The sequence below is a fragment of the Pseudomonas syringae genome (assembly GCF_000737245.1).
Classification (GTDB): domain Bacteria; phylum Pseudomonadota; class Gammaproteobacteria; order Pseudomonadales; family Pseudomonadaceae; genus Aquipseudomonas; species Aquipseudomonas syringae_J.
This window is the reverse complement of record NZ_JPQU01000085.1, coordinates 1-1,402: the sequence shown is the minus strand read 5'-3', so window position 1 is coordinate 1,402 and position 1,402 is coordinate 1. Positions and strand designations below refer to the sequence as shown.

The window sequence follows — 1,402 nt, the reverse complement described above, 5'->3', positions numbered from 1 at the left end:
TGAAGTGCGCCCCAAAAGTTGGACACCCGTCCAACCTCTGGGGTGTTTTTCATGAGCAAGTACACAACTCAATTCAAGCTGTCCGCTATCAAAGCCTTTCTTGAGCGAGGCAGAGGCTTGCGGTTCGTAGCCGCTCAATTCCAAGTGGACCCTACATTGCTCCGTCGCTGGGTAGAGGCGTACCAAATACATGGTGATGCCAGCCTCCAGGCTCGCAGCAAAGGCTATAGCGCCGAGTTCAAGCTCTCCGTGCTTCAGCGTATGTGGCGAGACAAGCTGTCCTTTCGCCGTGTGGCGGCGCTTTTCAATCTGGGCAACTCCACTCAGGTGGGCAGATGGCAGCAGCAGTATTACAGTGGCGGCATCGAAGCCCTGACTGCAGGGAAAGGACTGAACACTGCCATGAAGTTGCCACCCGCCAAACCTTCTGAACCGTCACCGACCAACGATGAAGACCTCTCGCACGCCGAGCTGTTGATCAAGCTTCGTAAGCTTCAGGTGGAGAACGCCGTGCTAAAAAAGCTCAAGGAATTTCGGGAGGAGGAGAAAAGGCAGGCCAAGGCGGCCAAGAAAAAACCCGGCTAGTGACCCAGTTGCGAGAGCACTTCGAGCTCGATGAGCTGCTTGAGGCGGTGGGGCTGGCGCGCAGTACGTATTACTACCAGGTCAAGGCCATGGCGGGCGGGGATCGGTTCGCCTTGTTGAAAGCTTCTATCCAGCGCATCCAGAGCGCCCATAAGGGTCGCTATGGCTATCGCCGGATGACCGCCGCGCTGAATAATGCCGGCCACAGAGTTAACAGCAAAACGGTTCGGCGGCTGATGGGCGAGCTGGATCTCAAATGCACGGTACGCCCGAAAAAGTACCGGTCGTATCGCGGGCTGATGGGCGAGGCATCCCCCAATACCTTGGCTCGCGAGTTCGAGGCTGAGCAGCCGAATCAGAAATGGGTTACCGACGTGACGGAGTTCAAAGTGGCCGGTGAAAAGCTGTACCTGTCTCCCGTGCTGGACTTGTACAACGGCGAAATCGTGGCTTACCAGATGGCCACCCGACCACGCTATGGCTTGGTAGGTGACATGCTGGAGAAGGCGCTTGAGCGATTGCCCGAAGCTGCCAAGCCGATGCTGCACTCGGATCAGGGCTGGCACTACCGATACCCGGATTACCGGGAGCGTCTGGAAAAAGCAGGGCTGGAGCAGAGCATGTCACGCAAAGGCAACTGCTTGGACAACGCTACGATGGAGAGCTTTTTTGGCACTTTGAAGTCGGAGTATTTTTACCGTGAACGCTTCGACAGCGTGGCTCAATTACAGGCAGGACTGGATGAATACATCCGTTATTACAACCATGATCGAATCAAGATGAAGCTGGGTGGGCTGAGCCCTGTAGCGTACAGAAC

1 protein-coding gene is annotated in these 1,402 nt (G+C 56.1%); it reads left to right on the top strand.

The window, feature by feature from the left end:
• Positions 1 to 51: 51 nt before the first annotated feature.
• A protein-coding gene (locus tag IV01_RS26520) for an IS3 family transposase (RefSeq protein ID WP_418903566.1) occupies positions 52 to 1,402 on the top strand; the annotation gives its coding sequence in 2 pieces (ribosomal slippage) (positions 52 to 526 and positions 526 to 1,402; 1,352 coding nt annotated over the 2 pieces). This gene is flagged as partial in the annotation.